Source organism: Ewingella americana ATCC 33852 (assembly GCF_000735345.1).
GTDB lineage: Bacteria > Pseudomonadota > Gammaproteobacteria > Enterobacterales > Enterobacteriaceae > Ewingella > Ewingella americana.
The window spans coordinates 28,929-50,438 of the sequence record NZ_JMPJ01000037.1 but is presented as its reverse complement, the minus strand read 5'-3'; the positions used below and the strand labels follow the sequence as shown (position 1 = coordinate 50,438).

The following is a 21,510-nucleotide window of genomic DNA, read 5'->3' as shown; positions in this document are numbered from 1 at the left end:
CTTAATCCATTTCTTTGATTGATATTGACAGACGTTCTACGCTCACCTTGACGACAGGGGCCGGTGGCTGTTTCCATGACACGATTCTTTTGTACCAAGGCTGAACGCGCTTCTCAGGCAGCGGGTGAATAACCGCTTTCCACTCCGCCTTTTCAATGTCACGGTAAGCAGCGATAACACCGATTGCAGTGATGTCATTGTTAGGTGCCAGCTCTATTTTCTTTTTCTTATTAGGCAACACGATGCCGTCATAGACTTTTTCCATCTGTTGCTGGAGCGACGGCGTGTTCTCTTCGGTAATAGTGAAGAAATCACTGCTCATGAATTCATCCGGACTTTTCAGCGTGTAAATCATGATGCGCAGCGGATTCCCCACACCTTGATCATTAGGGTTAATATCTCTTGCCGTACTCATTTCGACTGAAATCTTATTTTCCGTTTCGGTTTGCGGCGTCGAGCTACAAGCAACCAGCGATAAAGACGCAATTGCTGCAATAAAATATCTTATGATTCGTCTTAGCCAGCGGTGACTTATTTTCATACTCAACCTAATCAAATAAATAATTAAGCTTTATCCACAATAATAGAGTGACCATCAGAGTAACCCCTGTTCTCAACTCCGGTAAAAACAGCAGCTATTTACAACTATTGTGGATATAGCCTGTTACATACACCACGGACAAAAGACTATTTCCGCTCACAGAGAAATTCTTATTTTGAGAAAACCTGCCACTCGAAAGTGGCAAGTTTAAACTCAAACCTAAACAGGATTGCTTAGCTCTGATGGTTAGCTTTAACGTCGTAGTTTGCAGAAACAACGCCAGATTTATGGCCTTCTGCGTTTTGCATCACGTAGTCTTGAGTCATTTTGGTGAAGGAGAAACGCACGATTTCACGTGGACGCGTTTCATCTTCCAGAGAACCCGCCATATCTACACGCGTAATAATGACGTCGGTGAAGTTGATGGTCAGGTATTCCAGCGGATCGCCACCGGCTTTACGCAGCACGAAGCGAATATTTTTAATGTGTTTGCCCAGTAAGCAATAGCTCAGTAAGTTCGGGCTGGCTTTATCCATGTAATGCGAGAAGCAGAAATCTGCTACCGATGCTTTACCTGAACCACCGCCTGAACCGCTGTGCATATTTGAGTGTTGAGATACTTCCCAGTTCCATGCCAACACTTGGATTTCATTTTTATGACTCGCATCCAAAGACTCGCCTTCGATGCCATCAATTTTAATAAACATATCTTGCGCCATAATATCCTCTTTAGCACTTTATTTTAAAATTCACTCAATACTGTGTATTGAGCACAGGAAGACCTTCGTAAAATAAATTACGATGACTATTCCATCTTCATGAGATAAGCATTTCACCTGGCTTTAAAAACCAAAAATACTTTTACATCAAACGACCTACTTCCATCATTTAATAAAAACCACTTATTAAATGATAAAAGGCTCCACGCGATAAATTGCGCGAAAACAGACTATTCCTTGTAATAAGAGCAGGAATATAATTTATTTAATTACGCGACGTCTTTCAGCGAAGGTAATTTAGCGACCATGCGCAGCGATACGGTCAGACCTTCCAATTGGAAGTGCGGACGCAGGAAGAATTTCGCCTGATAGTAGCCTGGGTTATCTTCAATCTCTTCGACGATAACTTCAGCGGCAGCCAATGGGCGGCGGGCTTTGGTTTCGATTGACGAGTTCGCCGGGTCACCATCCACATAGTTCATCACCCAGTCATTCAACCAGCGCTGCATTTCGTCACGCTCTTTGAAGGAACCGATTTTGTCACGCACGATACATTTCAGGTAATGCGCAAAGCGTGAACAGGCGAACAGGTAAGGCAGACGCGCGGAAAGATTGGCGTTAGCCGTGGCGTCAGCGTCGTAATATTCCGCCGGTTTTTGCAGAGACTGCGCGCCGATGAATGCCGCATAGTCGGTGTTCTTTCTGTGAACTAACGGAATAAAGCCATTTTTCGCCAGTTCAGCTTCGCGACGGTCAGAAATCGCAATTTCCGTCGGGCATTTCATATCAATGCCGCCGTCGTCCGTTGGGAAGGTGTGGCAAGGTAGCCCTTCCACCACGCCGCCGCTTTCCACGCCACGGATCAGGGTGCACCAGCCATATTCTTTGAATGAACGGTTGATGTTTACCGCCATAGCGTAAGCTGCATTGGACCAGACATATTTGCTGTGATCCGCGCCGTCAGTCTGCTCTTCAAAGTGGAAAGCATCGACCGGGTTAGTGCTGATACCGTAAGGAAGACGCGCCAAGAAGCGTGGCATCGCCAGACCGATATAACGAGAGTCTTCAGACTGACGCAGTGAATTCCATGCGGCATACTCAAGATTCTGGGTGAAGATTTTGGTCAAATCGCGTGGGTTTGACAGCTCTTGCCAAGAATCCATTTGCAGCACGGACGGCGCAGCGCCAGTAATGAAAGGCACGTGTGCAGAAGCCGCGACCTTACCAATTGATGCCAGCAGGTCCACATCAGGTGCCGTGTGGTCAAAGTAGTAGTCAGCCACCAGACAGCCGTAAGGTTCGCCGCCCAGCTGGCCATACTCTTCTTCATAGACTTTCTTGAATAGCGGGCTTTGGTCCCATGCCACGCCTTTATAGCGCTTCATGTTACGGCGCAATTCATCTTTAGAGATGTCGAGGAAACGCAGACGCAGCTTCTCGTCAGTCTCAGTGTTATTCACCAAGTAGTGCAGGCCACGCCAAGCACTTTCCAGCGACTGAAACTCCTGATGGTGCAGGATCAGGTTGATCTGCTCGGACAGCTTGCTGTCAATTTCTGCGATGATCGAGGCAATGCTTTTATAGGCATCGTCGGAAACCGTCACGGTGTTGGCCAGCGCCTGCTCCGCGAGGGTTTTAACCGCGCCTTCTACTGCGGCTTTGGTTTGCTCGGACTTGGCCTTGAACTCTTTGGTCAATAACGAGTTAAAGTCACTGAATTCAGTGGTGCCAACCGCCGCGTCGGCCGTGATTTCTTTATCAAAATTGGACATGATTATTCCCTTCTTATTCCATCTTACTGTGGGCTATCAACAGCGGCTGGCTTGGCTTTCGGCGCCGATGCGAGCGTGTTCAATAACGCTTTATCTTTCAGAAGTTTCATTACCAGCTCTTCTGCACCGGCTTTGCCATCCATATAGGTTTGCAAATTGGCTAATTGAGTACGGGCGTCCAATAATTTGGATAAAGAATCGACCTTTTTGGCAATTTCGTCCGGGGAGAAATCGTTCAGGCTCTCGAAAGTAATATCAACCATCAGCTGACCTTCGCCGGTAAGCGTATTTTTAACCGCAAACGCTACGCGAGGTTTCATTGCTTTCATGCGCTCGTCGAAATTATCAATATCGATATCCAGCAGCTTGCGATCGGCAACCGACGGCAGAGGTTCAAGAGGTTTTCCTGATAAATCTGCCAGCACGCCCATCACGAAAGGTAATTCAACCTTCTTCTCGCTACCGTATATTTCCACATCATATTCAATCTGAACGCGTGGTGCCCTATTTCTGGCAATGAACTTTTGTGAATTACTTCGGCTAACCATATCTCACCTTTATTTATCAATGTGCTTTAACTGTAAGCAGGAAATGTCATTCCCTAACTTTTGATGTTGAGAGCCGATTATTAAACGCTCTCCTTATTGGTATACCAACTCAATGCCAGCAGTTGTTCTTACTAATCCTTGCGTTACCGCATTAGCCCCTTTGGCATAGTAGCCAGCGGAATAATAGTGGGTAACGTCTGCACCCGTACTCGGAATAACATATTCCTGACTGCTAGTGGCATCGCCAACCACCATTTGTGGACCGGCGGCTTTGCGTAATCTGACCTGAACATTTTGGCTATAATCTACCGCCACCTCATTTTGTAAATTCCCGGTTGCGGGATCCGGTGTCGTAGACCCGGCGCTAACAAACTTTAAAAGCACGGTTCGATTTACAGGGCAGAGCCTTAATGCAATTTTAAAATCTTGGCTTCCTTTTTCCGCCGCATCATTTTTTAATTCACTGGTCGACAGTGTGGGCAATCCAATAGATTCGGAAGATGAACCATCATTAATACTTATTTCACAGGTATCCTCTAAATACTCGCCGATAAAAGAGACCTGTACTTTACAATTTGACGTATTCGTACAGTCATTGGCGGCTTCTACGCTCCTCTCGGAAATTACCGTGAAAGCCAGCAACAATATTGCGTACGACGCCGTTATTAATAGAACGTTATTTTTCAGCCAGGTAGACATATCACCTCCAACTGCTGTATTTGTGTGCTGTCAGAATTCGGCTTATCTAGCTTTTTACCCTTGGCCTGAATGCGGCATTTTCCTTTCGCGCCGCCGATGTTGGCATATAACGCTTGGGTTAATGGGTCCCAGCCACGGATAAATGCCATGCCGCCCTGACCAACAATCGCCTGACTTGCCCCCTTTTCATCCAGTAAATCGGTACCTATTGGCAAGAACTCTCCAGTTGCATCCCTGACAATCAGTATCAGTGGTGCGCCAACAACCGTTTTCATATTTACCGGGATCATCGCGCCCGCTCTCGGCACCACGGTTTTTTGGTTCTCCAGTACGTCAACGCTTGACGGTAAGTCCTTGTAATCAATGGCTACGCTGTTCTCACGGTACGGCGTCATTGATGGCATGATGGCGTTTCCGTAGCCATCAATGGTGGCGCCATTGCCATTAAATATTTTCGCGCCTTTCGCACCCTCTGCATGAATAACCGCGAACGGTGCGTCACCCAGTCTTGGCCCCAGAGTTAAGCCATTGGCATGCCCAACCACGCTGCCGTTGGCCGACAGGGAGAGCTGCTTCGATGCCGTGTTATTAGCCGAGGCGGTGGCGCCAAATTGGCCTACCTGAGTTCGATAACTCACATTGCCCGATACCGACTTCAGCGCTGAGGCAACGTCGTTACGGTTACTGTTATAAGCTGCCCCCACGCCGTAATTGACTTCACCCTGCTCCCCACGACTGCCATTGGCGCTGGTCTGGAGTGAGGTATTGCCACTATCGTCGTGGCTCACCATCGAATAGATTGAGCTGAACACCGGAGGCTTAGTGATCGTGCCACCCAGAGGGACGCTGACGGCCAGTAAATAGCTGTTTTCGTTCTGTCTTTGGTGATTATCATTATCACTGCTGCTTCTCATGGTGCGCTGCGCGGTCAGGGCATAAGAGAAATATCTCAGCGTATGGTTAAACGACAGCGCGTACTGCTTCGACGTATCCTGATCCCCCCAGTAGGTATACAAACTGGTATTGAGGTTAACCGACATATTGCTGGCAACGCGCTGGGACACGCTGACCGACAGGCGATTACGGGTACGATAATCATAATTATCCAGGCCATTGTTAGTGCCGTAGCGCTCCAGACTGGCTTCCCTAAAGCTGTAAAAGCCGCTGGAAGAGTAGCGATACGCCGCCAGTGTCAGGTTAGTGTCCGTCTCCCCCACATATTTGGTGTAGTTCACTTTGAAGCTGTTGCCCGCAGAGCGAACGTCGTCTGCCAGCACGCTTCTGGCATGCGTGATATCCATCGAAATCCCGCCAATCGGGGTGTTAAACGCATTGCCGATGCCGACCGAGCTGTACTTCTCCGCCAGCTGCGTACCGCCATATAAGGTGTAGGTATTGCCTAACCCGTAGTGGTACGAACCCTGCACAACTGCCGGGTTTGCCCTGACCGTATTGTCATTAAGCTGGCCCACGGCAAAGTCGAACTGCGAAACGCCTTTATAAAGCAGCAGCGGCGGCGCGGAGAACGGGATCCTTTGCGTGCGGGTCCGGCCATCGGCTTCGGTGATGGTCATCTCTAAATCACCGCCGTATGCCATGGTGCCGATATCGGTAAGCTCGAAGGCTCCCGGCGGTACCACTGTCTCGTAAACGATGTTGCCGCGCTGGGTCACCGTGACTCTGGCGTTGGTTTCTGCGACACCCTGCACCTGTGGAGAATAATTGCGTATCCCCTCGGCTAACATGCGGTTGTCCGATGCCAGCTGCGCGCCGCGTAATCCGTAGCTGTCGAACAAATTGCCGTTGGTATCACTATCACCCAGCGTTAATTGACTCTTCAGTGAAGTAATGTCCGTCGCGGCGTAGCCATAGAGATTCTGCGTGCTTCTGCCCGTTGTGTTGCTCCAGTTGGTGTTAAAACGTTTTCTGAACCGCCATTCGCCTACGTTCAGTCCGCTAATTAAGCCAAGGTTGCCGTTATACGAATCATCGGCTGAAAAGCCGTCGCTCCCCCTTTGGCCATTAAACGTGCTGTAAATATTACCGTTATAATCCAGGAACCCCGCTGGGCCACCGGCATCCCACAGGCTTGGGCTGATATAGCCACGCGGGTGATGGACTAAGTTAATCTGCGGAACATTGACTGAAAGCTCAAGGTCCCCAGAGTTGTAGCGCGTGCTGCCGTCTTTAATAACATCTCGGATAAAGTAGCACTTGCCTTTGGCAGCCTTGATAGCCTTATCTGAGATCTCCGTCGAGCCATTCATTTCGAATCTCAGCCCCAGCTCATCGAACTGCTCCAGACTGAAGCAAGGCTCGGCGCTTGATTGCCCATCAACCACTTTAAAGCGAATATTTTTTCTGCCAATTCGCTGATTATTCACGATAACCATCACGTCATACTCACCCGGAGAGACAGGGTTATCCTGGCTATAGCGTGCAACATCAATCCCCGCGCCGTGGACAAAAGCGGGGTTGAACTCTACGGCTGAAATGCTTGCGTTATCATTAGGCGTTGCGGGTACTGTCGCAGCCATACTTTTACTCATTAATAACGCGGTGCTAATAACTGTGATCGTGAATCCCAGTGAAGCCTTATTGGGCAAATTCACTAATCTATAGGCTTTATTTTTTATATAGCATGCCATACATGAATTCCCCGAAAACGTAAATAACCCTTAAAAGTCCTTAAATTTTCTTAAATCCCCGGCAGCATCCCATTATTTTTATATACCGCGATGGGATTGCTGTTTAAGACGAAACTTCATTGCAAAATTAATTATCGAGTCGTTTTTTTGACCAGCGTGCCTGTGCCCTGATTAAAGGTAACGTTTTCTTCAACCGGACCGCCGTAATCATTTAATACTTTATATTTCATTGCCGTAATGCCTGACGTTTTCTTTTCCCCATATAAAACCAAGGTGGAATTCGGTGCCAGCATCTCTGTTTGCAGAGGGACTTTAATCCCGTTGGCCGTCACTTCGCCGCTTTCAAAAGAAAAATAGTAAGGCGTCGGATTAGTAATTTTAATGCCCTGCCCCTTTTGCGCGTCGCTAACCAGAGCGAACTGCAGTTTATCGTTTTGTTGAACGCTGCTACTCTGTAAAGCCACTGGCCGATAGAAGATCTTAATTCGAGTGCGGAAAGCCAATTCAAGCTTGCTTTTATCCACGTTGTCTTTTTGGACTGGCGGGATCTCCAACATATTAAACCAGAATACTGATTCTCTATCCTGCGGTAAGGCCATGCCGTTATAAATCACACGAACACTTTGCCCTTTACCGGGCTCAACGCGATATACCGGCGGTGTCACAATAAAGGGGATTTTGACATTATTAATGTTGGCATTAGTTTTGCCGTCATCGGCCCAGACTTGTACCAAGGCTGGATCAGTTCCTTTATTATTGGTGCGTACACTGACTTCTTTCTGGTCCGCTGGAAATATTATCCGCGTACCGCTTATGGTCATCGCCGCATGTACCGAGATGCTGCTGGTGATCAACGATAATACTAAGATAATTTTTTTATATGACATTGCGCTACCAAATAATCATGCTAGACATCAGCAAGTTGAGCTTTATAACGACTTACTGCCCACGCTATTTTCAAACTTCGCAGTAAGTCGTTATCTTTTTATGGCTGGCTATCTATCCGATAACAAGTCGCCAGCAGTTACCCTAATAGCAATTAAGGATAAGCCAGTACGTATTGCACCTGAGCTGTCACCAGACCGTCACTCGCTGCACCTGTTGAATAGTAACCACCCGCATAGCCGATGTTCACAGCGTGAGTTGTTGCATCTACATTAAAGGATTCACCAGTGCTACCAACACGGACCTGTGAGCTATCAGACATATTGTAAAGACGAATTTCTGTGTTGTCCGCGGCATCAGCGACAGGTGCAGTGTTGACCAGGTTACCTGTTACTGCGTTAGCACCACTGCTATTGATGGCTTCAAAGTGAGCAGCAACCTTAGTAATAGAAGGCCCGCAACTTTCTACCTGAATTGTAAAATCCTTACTTCCGTGCTCGGCACCAGCAGCAGGGAAATCCAAAGCAGAGAGCGTTGGCAGAGTAACCGTTTGGTCCTCTGTGCCCGGTTTTACCGCACAGGTTTCAGAAATTAATTTACCGTTAAACGTAATAGTCCCGCTGGTTGCTGCCTGAGCGCCAACAGAAGCAATAGAAAGACCCAGTACACATAATGCTAAGTTTACTTTACGCATAATTTTCACCCTTTTATTAAGATAATAAAAATATTAATTAAACTACATAACCATAGTGAGTATCTGTTCGCCAAATACACCCTATTCTTTTTTGCCTTCCACTCTAAAGAGGAAAGTAAAAACACTTCTCTGTTAACACCAGACAAATAATAGATTTATTATTCAAATACAGTCACGGTTACTGATGACTGGAAATCACAAAGCCTTTCTCGTTTTTATTCACTACCACACATTGCCCCGGTGAAAGTTCCTGCTCACTTAAAACATACCTAACAATCACTGGGGTAATATTCTTCTCAATATAACTGATGAGCATACGCGCGCCGGTTTCTGCAACCGAACAGCGGCTAACAATATCCTCAACTACTTCATCACCGTATTGCAGCGTTAATTGATGCTGCGACTGCAAGCGTGTGCCAATACAATCAAGGTGCAAACGAACAATTTTCTGCAATGCGCTGGACTGTAATGGCAAATAAGGTATTACCGTCACACGGCCCAGAAATGCTGCGGGAAATACTTTCAGCAGTTCGGGTTGTAGAGCACTTAATATTCCTTCTTGGTCGGGCGCGGTATCCGGGTCCGCCAGTAAGTTACTTAATAAGTCGCTGCCGACATTACTGGTCAACAATAAAATCGTGTTCTTGAAATTAATAAAGCGCCCTTCGCCATCTTCCATTTGGCCTTTATCAAATACCTGGAAGAAGAGTTCATGCACGTCGGCATGGGCTTTCTCAATTTCATCTAATAGCACGACGCTATAAGGTTTACGGCGAACGGCTTCGGTTAATACTCCCCCTTCGCCATAACCGACATAACCCGGAGGAGAACCTTTTAATGACGAAACCGTGTGCGATTCCTGATATTCACTCATATTAATGGTGATCATATTCTGCTCACCACCATACATACTTTCAGCAATGGCCAGCGCGGTTTCGGTTTTACCGACGCCCGACGGCCCGACCAGCATAAACACGCCCAGCGGTTTGCGCGGGTCAGCTAGACCGGCGCGGGCGGTCATAATACTTTCGCTCAGCTGCTCGAGCGCATGAGACTGACCAATCACTCGCTCATTTAGGCGTTTCGGCAGTTCCATCACGGCGCGGATGTCATCTTTCAACATCTGCCCAACCGGGATGCCCGTCCAGTGGGCAACAATGTCGGCAATCACCGTCGCGTTGACTTCGGTCTGCACCAGCGGCAACACGCTGCGAACTTGTGCCAGCTGCTCTTCCTGCTGAGCCAACTGCTGCTGTAACGTCTGACACGCCTGCTGCTCTGGAGACTCCTGAGTGAACAACGCATTCAGCGCCGCGCGGGTTGCGTTGATCGCCGCCACCAGTTCGCGCTCGGCTTGCCAGCGCTGGTCAAGCAGACGTGCCGCTTCAGCATGCTGGGCCAGTGTCGCTTGCAAGGCTTCGACGCGTTCACTCTGCCCTTTACCAAACTGTTGCGCTTTCTCAAGGGATAACAGCTCGGTTTGCGCCGTTTCAGTCTGGAAGGTCAACGCCTGCAATTCTGACGGCGGCGAGAACTGCTGGACGGCAACGCGAGCACAGGCAGTATCAAGCAAACTAATGGCTTTGTCGGGCAACTGGCGCGCCGGGATATAGCGATGCGACAAGCGAACCGCGGCTTGCAAAGCTTCATCCATGATCCACACGCCATGATGCTTCTCTAAGGCCGGCGTCAGGCCGCGCAGCATACAAATTGCCGTATTTTCATCAGGCTCATCGACCTGAAGCACCTGAAAACGACGGGTCAGGGCCGGGTCTTTTTCAATATGTCGCTTAAACTCGCTCCACGTGGTGGCGCCGATGGTGCGCAACTGGCCGCGCGCCAAAGCCGGTTTTAACAAGTTGGCGGCGTCGCCGGTCCCGGCACTTCCCCCGGCTCCCACCAGCGTATGTACTTCATCAATAAATAAGATGACCGGCGTTGGCGAGGCGATGGCCTCATCCAGCACATTCTTCAGACGTGCTTCAAACTCACCTTTCATGCTGGCCCCGGCGGAAAGCGCCACGATATCCAGCGTCAGCAGGCTGACGTCGCTCAGCGCGGGCGGCATATCCCCGGCCACGATGGCCAGTGCTAATCCTTCCACCACGGCAGTCTTACCGACACCCGCCTCACCGGTCAGCAGCGGGTTGTTTTGCCTGCGGCGCAGCAAGATATCAATCATGGTGCTGATTTCGTGATTTCGGCCCAGCACCGGGTCAATCTTGCCTTCACGGGCCAGCGCCGTCAGGTTGGTGGTGTATTGCGCTAAGGTCGCGGTGCTTTTGCTGCCCAAAGCGTTACTGGCTTCGCCCGGCAGTGCGCCGTCGTACATTGAGCTGCCGTCGGTCGCGGCCTCGTTGGCTTCAGGCGACTCCTGGGTAATAAAGTTAAGGTCGCTGCTCAGTTGCTCGAGCGGGATTTTTTCCAATTCAGGGGCAATAGCCAGCAGCGCACGGCGCAGTTCCATATTGGTTAGCATCGCCAGCAGTAAATGGCCGCTGCGAATACGGGTATCCTGACACTCCAAACTGGCGTAGACCCAAGCGCGTTCAATGCCTAATTCAATGTGATACGAAAAATCAGAGATACTGGTCGCGCCCACCGGCAAGCGAGCCAACGCCTGAGCTAAACCACGTTCGAACATCTCAACGTCGACCGCGAAATAACGGAAAATGTGTTTGAAGTCGTTATCTTCTTGATGCCAGAGCTGATTCACCCAGTGGACTAACTCCACATACGGGTTGCCGCGCAGTTTACAAATCGTGGTAGCACTTTCAATTCCCTTAAAGAGCGTTGAATCGAGCTTACCGAAGAGTTTTTTTCTTGTAATTGCCACGTTGTCTGCCCTGGTATCAATAATTAAATTCACATTACCGTGCTTCTACACATGTAATTCGTTTACAGGCTTGCGTACATTAAAAGGTTATTGAAGTAACCCACCTGATAATGCGCCGCCAGATATCAATGCACTCAGGTTAGGATGGAAAATTAAAAACAAAAGCAGGTTTAGTAAATAATCACGCTTTTTAGGAATTTCGCTCGAAGCTATTAGCATTAACGTAGGAAAGCCATGGTAATAATGTCATCCCCTTGTAGGCCACCAATTAATTTGAAGTCCAATTCCTACAAATATAATGAAATGACCTACAAAAATTGAATGGTCGCAGGATATATATTCCAGCCAGTCGCCATTAGGAATTATGCTCGCATTAAATTCTCAAAACCCAGTCAAGACAACACGCCAACTTATTGTTTGTTATAGATTTATGCATAAAACCTCTTTATAAGGCAAATACAAAACCCAAAAATAGTTGAGCCATTCCCGCTTGCATGCAATAGTCTGACTTATTAAAGACGCTTGTAGAAACCACAACTAACAACTTCATCCCCAATTAATAGCGCAATGAATAAAGGCAATTCAACCCTTCTATTTCAACGCTAAAGCTCATCATCAGTGAGTGCTTAAAATGGTTTCTCCAAGCGACACATTAAATAAAGCAAACACAATATCTCAATTCAACACGGCGCCAATTCGGGCTGATGATACCGATAGTATAAAGCGGAAAAACAGATCCTTTATCTATGGCAATAGGCCGGGAATAACCCAGCATGAATTGAAAAGATTTCGACGTATTGAGCGAAATGTAGCTGACATAACAACCGGGGCGGTAAGTGGATCACAAATTTCTCGATTACTATAATAAAGAACTGACATTCATGCGCGAAATGGCGCAGGGGTTCGCTGACAAGCATCCGAAAATTGCTGGTCGTCTGGGTATGCATGGCATAGAGGTCGCCGATCCCTATGTCGAACGGCTGATTGAGTCATTCTGCTTTTTGTCTGCCAGAACGCAGATAAAACTGGATGCTGAGTTTCCTAAACTGACCCAACGCCTGCTTGATATTGTCTATCCAAACTACAACTCCCCGACCCCGTCGATGGGGGTTATTCAGCTCAAGCCCAATCTGAAAGAAGGTGACCTGACTCAGGGTTACAACGTCCCTCGCGGCAGCTCGTTTTATTCCCATATCGCCCCCGGTGAAACCACGCGCTGCGAGTTCCGCAGTGGGCAAGATGTCGAGCTCTGGCCACTGGAAATCACCGAGGCGCGCCTCAGCTCTGTGCCACCGGACATGCCGAATCTGGAGAAGCACCGCATCTCCTATCATCGGCTGAAAGGTGCGCTGCGCATTAAGTTGAAACTGGTGGGCGACCTGAAGTTCTCCCAGCTTGAAGGGTTGGACCGGCTCCCTATTTATATCGATGGCGATGAAAGGATTGTTTCCCATATCTTTGAGCTGCTGCACGCCAGCCACGTCGCGACCATTATTCGCGCGGGCCACGGCGAAACAGCAGAAGACACGGTTGTCAGCAACAGCCCGCTCGCCTTTGAAGGGCTCAGCCCGGACCAAAGCCTGCTGCCGGTGTCATGGAACATTTTCCACGGCCATAATCTGTTGCAGGAGTACTTTACCTGCCGCCAGCGCTTCTACTTTTTTACCCTGACGCAGCTGTCGAAAAGCCTGCGCAACAATCACACCAATGAAGCTGAAATCATCATTCTGCTCGACCGCCTGCCGCAAGAGCTGGTGAGCCACGTCGCGCCTTCGCGCTTTCTTTTAAGCTGCACGCCGGTGATAAATCTATTCCAGAAACGCATGGATAAGATTGAGCTAAATCGCTCACTGAATGATTTCCACGTTGTTCCCGACCGCAGCCGCCCGTTGGACTATGAGGTCTTCTCCATCTCCAAGGTGTTCGGCCAGCAGGCTGAAACCAGTAAAGAGGTGGTGTTTAACCCGCTCTATCAAACGCGGCACTGTGATAATGGCAACTTTGGTCGCTACTTCTCGATTACCCGTAAGCCGAGAACCAACCAAAACAACAAACGTAAATATGATACCCGAACACCCTATGCCAGCACCGAGGTGTTTGTTTCACTGGTCGATCAGCAAGAAGCGCCCTATAGCGACAATGTGCGCTATTTGTCGATTGAGGCGCAGGTGACCAACCGTGACTTGCCAAGGCTTATCTCCAGCACGGGCAATTTTGAACTCACCATGTCCGATTCTGCGCCAGTACATGGCGCACACTTTGTCTTCCAACCCAGCGCCCCGCGCGCGCCCTTTGCTATCGGTGAGTCGGCATGGAGGTTGATTCGTCAGCTCAGTTTCAACTATTTGCCGCTGTCCGATATGTCTCACTCCGACGGCGGCGAGTCGCTGCGCAGCATGCTGCGCCTGTTTGTCACCACCTCGGACCATGAATCCAATACCCAAATTGACGCACTGGTGGGCTGCCAGAGCGAACCGGTGATCCGCCGTTTGCCGGGCAACGGCCTGCTGGTGTATGGCCGCGGCATTCGCTGCACCCTGACGGTGGATGAAGAAGGATTCTCCGGCATCAGCCCCTATCTGTTCGGCCTGATTATGGAAAATTATCTGGCGCGCCACGCCGCCATTAATGTGTTCACCGAAACCGAACTGAACTCCATGCAGCGCGGCCGCGTCGGCCAATGGAAGGCGCGCCCGGGCCGCCGAGGAGTGTTGTGATGCCATCGGGTGAAAACGTCATGCATGACGACAACTTCAATTTGGAGGCGTGGTATCAGCAGGCCGAACCTTGGAATGCGGGCTTCATCAGCATCATGCGCGCCAATGCGGCTCGCACCCCCGACATGCCCGCGCCCGGCAAAGCGCTTCTTCCCGCGCAGGAAACTTTCCGTATCGGCCAGACCGCCAACATGGCCTTCGCTCCGCGCGAAATTGCTCATGTAGAGATGAAACAGGGCAAGTTGGACTTGCAGCTTTTTGGTCTGGGCATTTGGGGGCCGCACGGTGCGATGCCTTTGCAGATGACCGAGCTGGTCTATACCCGAGCTGAGCTGCATGACCATACGATGACGGATTTCGTCGACATTTTTCACCATCGGGCGATTTCGCAGCTCTACCGCGCATGGTTTGTCTCGCAGGATACCGCCTCGCTGGACCGGAAAAATGACGAAAAATTCTCTTTCTATGTCGGCAGTCTGGCCGGGCTTGACCCGCAGGAGCTGACCAACAGTGAGTTACCCGTCCACGCCCGACTGGCTTCTTCCGCGCATTTGATCCGCGAAGCGCGCAACCCTGAAGGGGTGGTCGGCGCCCTGCACTACTACTTTGAAGTGCCGGTGCGCATGGTGGAATACGCGCCGCAGTGGATCTTTCTGGATAAAAACGACCAGACGCAGCTGGGCGACGGCGCCTCGGCAATGATGCTCGGAGACGGCGCGATCCTCGGCGATACGGTGTTAGACCGCCAGCATAAATTCGAGCTGATCCTCGGCCCGCTCACCTTGCAACAGTATTTGAGATTCAGCCCGTCCGGTCAGGATTTGCCGGTGCTGCGCGAATGGGTTCGCAACTTCATCGGGTTCGAATATGCCTGGGAAGTGCAGCTGCTGTTGAGCGCCGACGAAGTGCCAACCGCCACCCTGATGGGCGACAGCCAGTTGGGATACACCAGTTGGTTAGCCAGAGATGACGTCACGGCGGATGTCCGAGGGATGAGTTTTGAACCCGAAATGCACTGCTATTAACCCTGATTATCACCACCGACTCTGCCAGTGGCGTTGAAAGGAACAACCATGAATGTACAAAATATTGCTGAAAGCACCGGGTACTTCCACAGCTTGCTGCAACCTCTTGCGGGCGAGCACCCTTGTGGCCAAAGTCTGGAGTATGACCCGTCATTTCTGATGCTGTTAGCCAGCTTGCAACCCAAGCTGACGGCGGAATATGGCAATTTTGTCGAAGCGGCGGAATCCATCAACTGGACCGATTGCGAGCGCAAGTGCAGCGAACTGCTGGCTAAAAGCCGCGATATCCGGCTGATTATCATTCTGATGCGCTGCCGCCTGCGCCAGATTGGCGTTCGCGCCGTAGAAGAGGGGCTGGAAGCCCTGACGTGGTGTCTCACAACCTGGCCCAATGAGCTACAACCTCAGCTGTTCGACGAAGGGGAGTTTGAGCCCTTTATGCGCGCTAACGCCTTTGCCGAGCTGGAAGACATTGATGGCTTTATTGCTGACTTGCGCCACCAATCCTTACCCAAAGCCGCCGGGCAACACATCACGGTCAAAGAGTTTGAGAAGGCCCACTCGTTCCCGCGCGAAGAGGGGGCGCTAGAAACCAGCACGCTCGACGCCATCAAGCATGATTGGCAGGCCCGTGCAGAGAGCGCCATCCTGTCGCTACAAAAAGCCTACGCCCTACTTCTCACGATAAAGGCCAGTCTCAGCAACACGCTCGGTGCGGACATTGCCCCGGACTTTGCCCGCTTAACCTCGCTGTTATGCCATTTTGGCACCGCCGACACTGCTGCTCCTACCGCCCTGTTCGAGGTGCCGCACAGCATCGATGAGCTGACATCGCCAGAGCCTACTTTGGAGGCGAGCCATGTTCCTCCGGCTGAACCACTAAACAACGTCATGGTGTCTGTGCCGGGCGACATCACGGCGCCGATTCACCTTCCCTTTACCCCGCCTTCTCCGCCCCCTCTGCCTGCGGCACAGCCCGCAAAAGGGATTCAAAACCGCGCAGAGGCTTTATTGCGGATCAAGGAGATACGCCAGTGGTTTGAAGCCATGGAGCCTAGCAGTCCGGTGGGCGCTTTATTGAATTTATCAGAAAAAACGGTCGGCAGAAGTTACGTCGAATTACAGCAAATTATGCCCCAAGAGCTGATTGCTAAATTGAACGATGGACAGGAGTAACAGGTGATGATTAAGAAACTTTTTATAATTTTAGCCGGTGTAGGCCTCGCATCTCAGGCCAATGCGGCCTGCGTGATTGACCTCTCCACTCCGGATGGAGGGACCACGCCGACTACGTTAACCACTGCGCCACTCAACATTACTATTGATGCTGGCGCTCCCGCAGATACCACATTATTTATTCCGGGTGCAGAAGCCAATACTTCAGCACAGGGTACGCCGGTTACCTATATAAACTGTGTGACGGGTGAGCTATATGGCAAAGAAACCACCGCGATGCTCGGCGCAAACCTTGGAGGCGGCCTTTTCGCGACCAATGTCGATGGTATTGCTATCAAACCTTTATGGAACAACGGTGGAAACCCAGCATTCGGTAAATTCCCCTCGCAGGCACCAATGAGTTTTAGCACCCCGACTGGCCGTTTCAGTTATGGTCCCAACTCTTATTTCAGAATCGAGTTATATAAAACCAAACCGACCTTAACGTTAAACCCAGGTCCAAACCAAGTTCTGCCCGGCGGGATCATCGCCTATAACTGGGTGAGTACTACCGGTATCGCAAACTTTGGCCAGCAGCTACAGATTGGCGCGATCAACATTACCAGCACCCCCTCCTGCACCTTTGACAGCAACAAGCAGGTCGATTTCCAACTGGTGACCGGCGCTAAACTCAAAGCTGGGGTAGACCGCCCGCTTGATTTCGATATCACCTGCATCACAGATTACGGCCATTATTCCGCCACCGCCGCCATTACCACCTCAACGCCGAGTGCCGATGGGAATTACATCAAAGTTCGCGACAGCAGCGGCAACGACGACAAGATGCAAATCAAGATCAGTGACAGCACCGGCGCACAGTTGCCACTGAATGGCAGCCGAAGCGAACAGAAAGTGAATATCGCCAGCAATGCGCCAGCCGAATTTAAATGGACCGCGCGTTTGGAACCTGTGTCACCTACGGTATCGCCGTCAAATGGCAACTTTAGCGCGGCCGCAGAAATTGTTCTGCAAGTGAATTAATCACTGATTGATTAAGCAATTATCACGTTTAATTTTATACGGATTAACTATGCAGCCGGGATCGACTATTTTTGTCAGCATAGCCAGCTATCGGGACCCTGAATTGATCCCGACGCTGCATGACATGATCAATAACGCAGAAAAACCTGAAAACTTGAATATTGCCATATTCTGGCAGGATGATAATGACATTACGGCTTTCATCAATCAGGGAATGGTCAAGGTAGAAACCACGACTTACCGGGGTTATCCCCTGCACGAACTGGCGTTTAATCGCGCACGTATTTCGGTGATTAGCGTGCATTATTATCAGAGCCAAGGTGCCTGCTGGGCGAGATATATGGCCGAAGGGCTTTTTGCGGATCAGGACTATTTCCTGCAAATAGATTCTCACTGCCGGTTTATTCCCCATTGGGATCGCGAAATGGTCGCCATGTTGAATAGCCTACGGGAAAAAAGCGCCCGGCCGGTATTATCAAGTTATCCGCCCGGCTATATTCCAGGAGAAGATGATAATAGAACCACTTATGTCAGCCGCCTGATTGCTAAATCCTTCACGACCGATGGCATGGTGCAGATGGGCTCGGTGCCTTTCAATCATAACACACCACTTCGCTGCGGATATTTAGCCGGTGGATTTATCTTTGCCGATGGCACTTTTGCCCGCGACGTGCCCAATGACCCTGAGATTTTCTTTATGGGTGAAGAGATTGCCATGGCTGCTCGCGCCTTTACCCATGGCTACGATATTTATGCGCCTCATCGCATCCTGCTGTGGCATTTCTACACCCGAAAAGAGCACAGCAAAGTCTGGGGTGACCATAGTAACGAAGCCAAAAAAAATGGCGCGGTAGAAATGGCGTGGTGGGAGCGCGATAAAGTCGCGAAAAGCCGCGTCAGAAAGCTGCTGGGTGCCACCGATGAAATCTGCGACCTTGGCCGCTATTCGCTCGGTAACCAGCGGATATTGCAGGAGTTTGAGTATCGCATTGGGGCGAATTTCCAGCAGCGCACTCTGCATCCCGAGGTCATTGGCAAGGATAGAATCAGCTACTTCGCTGAGCTTCCGCAGTCCCATGAACAGTGGTTGAAAGCCTTAATTTTCGTCAATTTAAAAACGCTGAAAATTGATAAAAGCGAGGCTGATTTCCTGCGCGAGGATGTCGACTTTTGGCACATCGGCGTTTATACCCCGGACAATGTCGAACTGATGACCAAACAGGTCGATATTAACAATATGAAGGGCGTGATCACCCCTGTTGATGATTCAAGTTTTGAAGTGAAACTGACCTTTAATACGGAAACTTCCCCCTCCTCGCGCATGATTAGAATTTGTCCTTATATTCGGGCGCACGGCTGGGGTGATACCTTGGAGAAAAACTGGTGAGAAGCCACGATATTTTTAATAAAATAACCTGTGCAGATACCCTGTTATCCTTCGATGGGATTATTCCTTCCCTGTCTGATTTTCAGGAAAAGCTTATTACACTGATTGAACAGTTTAGTTTTTCCCTTAAAGCGGAAAAACATCTGGTTATTGAAGTAGAGCGCTTATGTCATCAAGTATGTCACTATCTCGATATACGAGTGAGTCACAGCCTGCAAAGTAAAGATTTAAAATGGGATGACTATTTATTGTTGCACCATTTCTATGGTTACCCTACGCCAGCATTAACTGACAACATTAGCCTCGAAGCATTATTAAACAGTCATGATGAAACCATCAGCCAATATGCCATCAAGCTGTTGGCCCTCTCCTGCAATTTGCATAAAAACGATGAGCATAGCTTGCAACTCTTGGCGCTATATCAGCACAAATTAGTGAAGCCAGAACCTATAAAGCAGGACGATGATATAACGGGCAGATCGCAGGTTGAGGAAAGGTTTATTATAGAAGAAACAGACGAGGTGGAAATATCTACTAACAAACGCCAACTCTGGCACACGCCTGCGCTGCCCATCATGACCACGTTGTTATTGATACTGTCACTCTGGTATTTGTGTTCGCATTATTTAGGTAACCCATCTTAAATGACGACGATTAAATCCAATACAGTGCTGCCGCTATTGTGGCTGGCATCCTGCGGCATGTTAATAGCCAATTTCTATTACTCAGAGAATACCACGGCCAATAACGCGACTTTCACCCTCTTTCTGCTGCTGCTGACTGTCACCGTTGGCTGGCACTACCGGCTGAAAATGCCACAACCAGAACAGCAGCCCTCTGAGCCGATCGCCACCCACGTCGATGAAGTAGAAAAGGTGGAAAATAGCGTTATTTTGCTGCTCGGGCCTTACGCCGCCAAATGGTTTAACGACCCCGAGGCCAAGGACAGCACGCGCTTTTCCAGCAACGCGGTGTGGATTTTCATCCCTAGCCCCGAGGCATTGAAACGCCGCCTTGACTATATTGCCGAGTTTCATCCATCAGCGCAGATTGTGGGTTTCTTCCCCTTCTTACCTGATGTCTATGAAACTGACGCAGTGCTTATTTCCCAGCTGAATAAGTGGCAGAACACCTTCAGCGGATTATCGCTGCGCGCACCGCTTTCCTGCGTGTTCGCTATCTATGCGCAACTCAGCAATCAGCGCCTCAGCCATGATTCCAATAATGCCTACTGGACCGGCAACATTAACTTCGCGCGGGATACCGAGATCAGTCTGGCGCAGGCCTTTCCACAGCTCAACCAGCAGCTGGAGTTGCAGGGTTTTCTCGGCAAGAAATTCTCCCCCCAGCGCCACGCCTTGGGGCAAAGCTTGTTTGATTGGCTTAACGAGTCGGGCATTGCTCAGACCTTACAAACGCTGTTTCAAGCGACCTCGTTGCGGCTCACCGACGTCATCTTGACCGACAACGGCAAAGGCTTTATCCGCCATGGAGCATGGGCCGCTTGGCTGGAGAGCACCTTTGGCGTGCTGCCCGGTCTGGGGGCGTCATTATCTCTTCCGCCCTTACCCGAGGTGATCAATACCCAAAAATCACGGGTGATCCACGTGATAAAACCGCGCGCGCCTTTGCCTGCTCCGCGCCCAAAATGGTTATGGAGCCTCAGCCTTGCCGCTCTGCTTTTGGCTGTGCATATCCTGCATACCGGATTTGAGGAACAGCGCCGCCAACAGGCATTTGCCCAAGAGATGGTGGCGCTGGGCAAGATTGATGAGCTGTCGGTTAAAGGCATTGGCAGCAGCCTGAAAGAATTGGCCGCTAAAGGCGAGGCATTATCAAGCTGCGTTAAAGCTGCCGATATCACCCACTGGGGCTTGTCACAGTGTCGGCCAATGCTGAAAAAGGTCGAAAGTCGCATTGATCAATATGAAAACATCCGCGCCTATAGCTCTTCATTTGTCGCGCCGATGTTTGACTCCAACAGTGCGGAATTAAAAGACAAATCGCCAAACAACCCGACGCTGGCGCCGCTGTTAGTGCTGCTGAAAAGCTATCCAGATCGGAAGATTTTGATTGTCGGCCACTCGGACAATACCGGCTCAGATGCCTTCAATCTGGCGCTCTCCGAACAGCGTGCAATCAACGTGCGTAACTGGTTACTCAAATACACTCCCCATACTTTTAATGATTTCATCATTCGGGGAAAAGGAGCCTTAGAACCTATCGCTTCTAATGCCACCAAGGAAGGACAAACCCAAAACAGACGCGTTGACGTTCTGTTAATACCTAGCAATGAACCAGAGATGGAGACTGACATTAAATGAAAGACCAAATAGCCAATTATACCATGTATGAAGGGAGCTTCCTGACCAACGCGCCGGTGATGGAGCAGACGGTCAACATATTAAGATACCGGGACCCGGAAGATAATGAATATAATATTATTATCAACCGCGCCATGCTGGTAGAAGACGAAACGCCCGAGGCTTTCTGCGAAAAAGAGATTGAAGCCTTACGCAATAAACTTCCAGGGTTTCAGGTCGAAGGGAAAATGCTCACCCATGCCATTGGCCCGGCTAAACTGCCGGTGGTACAGGTAGCGAATAACTTCTTGCAGGATGGAGAAAGAACCCGTCAGGTACAATCTATTATGCTTTTACCGCGTCACAGTGATTACAACCCGGACAACCGTGCGATTCTTATTTTCACTTTGACTGCCACGGGCGAGGAATTTACCGAATACCAGCGCAAGCACTATGTAAAAATCATCAATAGCTTTAATCCGAAGACGGGGTTTCATCAAGATTGATGCCACGATAATACTCACAGCACGCTAACTAAGA

The 21,510-nt window shown here is 49.8% G+C and carries 17 protein-coding genes; 8 read left to right on the top strand and 9 right to left on the bottom strand.

From position 1 onward, the window contains the following. Nucleotide 1 precedes the first annotated feature (1 nt). The 9 genes from tssJ to tssH form a co-directional block, all read right to left on the bottom strand. Nucleotides 2–541 carry a type VI secretion system lipoprotein TssJ gene (gene tssJ / locus GEAM_RS05880; RefSeq protein ID WP_034789450.1) on the bottom strand — a complete coding sequence of 180 codons (540 nt, stop codon included), beginning with the start codon at nucleotides 539–541 and terminating at the stop codon, nucleotides 2–4. A 233-nt stretch (nucleotides 542–774) separates the two neighbouring features. Beyond that, entirely contained in the window at nucleotides 775–1,260 is a 486-nt protein-coding gene (locus GEAM_RS05875; RefSeq protein WP_034789448.1) for an Hcp family type VI secretion system effector, read from the bottom strand. A 269-nt stretch (nucleotides 1,261–1,529) separates the two neighbouring features. Next, complete coding sequence (gene tssC, locus GEAM_RS05870; protein WP_051899420.1) at nucleotides 1,530–3,032, bottom strand: type VI secretion system contractile sheath large subunit; 1,503 nt, start codon at nucleotides 3,030–3,032, stop codon at nucleotides 1,530–1,532. A 23-nt stretch (nucleotides 3,033–3,055) separates the two neighbouring features. After that, the gene (gene tssB / locus GEAM_RS05865; protein ID WP_034789446.1) at nucleotides 3,056–3,580 is read right to left on the bottom strand and encodes a type VI secretion system contractile sheath small subunit; all 525 of its coding nucleotides are present in this window, start codon (nucleotides 3,578–3,580) and stop codon (nucleotides 3,056–3,058) included. A gap of 93 nt (nucleotides 3,581–3,673) precedes the next feature. Continuing rightward, nucleotides 3,674–4,279, bottom strand: coding sequence for a fimbrial protein (locus GEAM_RS05860; protein WP_034789445.1), 606 nt, complete (start codon nucleotides 4,277–4,279; stop codon nucleotides 3,674–3,676). Then, complete coding sequence (locus GEAM_RS22975) at nucleotides 4,264–6,927, bottom strand: fimbria/pilus outer membrane usher protein (protein WP_084674055.1); 2,664 nt, start codon at nucleotides 6,925–6,927, stop codon at nucleotides 4,264–4,266. Before GEAM_RS22975 ends, GEAM_RS05860 begins: the two co-directional genes overlap by 16 nt. Nucleotides 6,928–7,058: 131 nt before the next feature. Then, on the bottom strand, nucleotides 7,059–7,814 hold the full coding sequence (locus GEAM_RS05850) for a fimbrial biogenesis chaperone (protein WP_034789444.1): 756 nt from the start codon (nucleotides 7,812–7,814) through the stop codon (nucleotides 7,059–7,061). A gap of 152 nt (nucleotides 7,815–7,966) precedes the next feature. Next, nucleotides 7,967–8,506 (bottom strand): fimbrial protein, encoded by a 540-nt coding sequence (locus tag GEAM_RS05845; protein WP_034789442.1) that lies wholly within the window; start codon nucleotides 8,504–8,506, stop codon nucleotides 7,967–7,969. A 178-nt stretch (nucleotides 8,507–8,684) separates the two neighbouring features. Next, complete coding sequence (gene tssH, locus GEAM_RS05840; RefSeq protein ID WP_034789511.1) at nucleotides 8,685–11,342, bottom strand: type VI secretion system ATPase TssH; 2,658 nt, start codon at nucleotides 11,340–11,342, stop codon at nucleotides 8,685–8,687. Between the two features lie 836 nt (nucleotides 11,343–12,178). On the opposite strand from tssH, the gene tssF reads away from it, so the two are divergent. Genes tssF through GEAM_RS05800 form a run of 8 tightly spaced genes read left to right on the top strand, consistent with a single transcriptional unit; the run spans nucleotide 12,179 to nucleotide 21,476 of the window. Further along, on the top strand, nucleotides 12,179–14,059 hold the full coding sequence (gene tssF, locus GEAM_RS05835) for a type VI secretion system baseplate subunit TssF (protein ID WP_034789441.1): 1,881 nt from the start codon (nucleotides 12,179–12,181) through the stop codon (nucleotides 14,057–14,059). Further along, entirely contained in the window at nucleotides 14,059–15,084 is a 1,026-nt protein-coding gene (gene tssG / locus GEAM_RS05830) for a type VI secretion system baseplate subunit TssG (protein WP_034789440.1), read from the top strand. Before tssF ends, tssG begins: the two co-directional genes overlap by 1 nt. A 48-nt stretch (nucleotides 15,085–15,132) precedes the next feature. Further along, entirely contained in the window at nucleotides 15,133–16,260 is a 1,128-nt protein-coding gene (locus tag GEAM_RS05825) for a type VI secretion system protein TssA (RefSeq protein WP_034789439.1), read from the top strand. Between the two features lie 6 nt (nucleotides 16,261–16,266). Further along, a complete protein-coding gene (locus tag GEAM_RS05820; protein WP_034789438.1) occupies nucleotides 16,267–17,280 on the top strand; it encodes a fimbrial protein in 1,014 nt (337 codons plus the stop codon). 49 nt (nucleotides 17,281–17,329) lie between these two features. Further along, complete coding sequence (locus GEAM_RS05815; protein WP_034789437.1) at nucleotides 17,330–18,667, top strand: GlcNAc-transferase family protein; 1,338 nt, start codon at nucleotides 17,330–17,332, stop codon at nucleotides 18,665–18,667. After that, a complete protein-coding gene (locus tag GEAM_RS05810; RefSeq protein ID WP_034789435.1) occupies nucleotides 18,664–19,311 on the top strand; it encodes a hypothetical protein in 648 nt (215 codons plus the stop codon). The genes GEAM_RS05815 and GEAM_RS05810 overlap by 4 nt, the downstream gene beginning before the upstream one ends. Beyond that, on the top strand, nucleotides 19,312–20,991 hold the full coding sequence (locus GEAM_RS05805) for an OmpA family protein (protein ID WP_034789433.1): 1,680 nt from the start codon (nucleotides 19,312–19,314) through the stop codon (nucleotides 20,989–20,991). It abuts the gene before it with no gap. Next, nucleotides 20,988–21,476, top strand: coding sequence for a DcrB-related protein (locus GEAM_RS05800; RefSeq protein WP_034789432.1), 489 nt, complete (start codon nucleotides 20,988–20,990; stop codon nucleotides 21,474–21,476). Before GEAM_RS05805 ends, GEAM_RS05800 begins: the two co-directional genes overlap by 4 nt. The last annotated feature ends 34 nt before the right edge of the window (nucleotides 21,477–21,510 follow it).